We start from the raw sequence: 631 nt of genomic DNA on the forward strand, positions 1-631 counted from the left end.
AGCCGGAGCGATTTTCCAGGCGACCATCATCAGCGGGTAGTTCCACGGCGCGATCGAGGCGATCACGCCCACCGGATCGCGGCGGATCATCGAGGTGTGGCCGGGCAGGTATTCACCGCCAGCCGAACCGCTCATGCAGCGGCTGGCGCCGGCGAAGAAACGGAACACGTCGGCAATCGCCGGGATCTCGTCATTCAGAGCGGCGCTGTAGGGCTTGCCGCAGTTGTCCGATTCCAGCTTGGCCAGCTCTTCGCCGTGGGCCTCGATGACATCGGCAAGCTTCAGCAGCAGCAGGGCGCGATCTTTCGGCGGGGTCTGTGACCAACCATCGAACGCCGCATCGGCGGCCCGTACGGCAGCATCGACCTGGGCTTCGCTGGCTTCGTTGATCTCCACCAGGACTCGGCCCAGTGACGGATTGAACACGGCTTGGGCGGGGCCTTCGCCAGTGATCAACTGGCCGTTGATCAGGAGTTTGGTTTGCATGGGGTTGTCCTCTCTGAAGCAATTCTTGTTTTCAAACCGGACCCTCGTAGGAGCGAGCTTGCTCGCGATGGACGTCAACGATGACGAGGGCTGCCTGAATGCACGCGGCGCCCTCAGGTCCATCGCGAGCAAGCTCGCTCCTACA

At 62.8% G+C, this 631-nt stretch carries 1 protein-coding gene; it reads right to left on the reverse strand.

The window, feature by feature from the left end; translation table 11 throughout:
* Positions 1-486 (reverse strand): aldehyde dehydrogenase family protein (locus tag AAEZ09_RS27875; protein WP_350601574.1); only part of this gene is annotated, 486 nt, incomplete at its 3' end.
* Positions 487-631: the final 145 nt, after the last annotated feature.

It is taken from the genome of Pseudomonas sp. 65/3-MNA-CIBAN-0223 (assembly GCF_040310425.1).
In the GTDB taxonomy this organism is placed as follows: domain Bacteria; phylum Pseudomonadota; class Gammaproteobacteria; order Pseudomonadales; family Pseudomonadaceae; genus Aquipseudomonas; species Aquipseudomonas gregormendelii.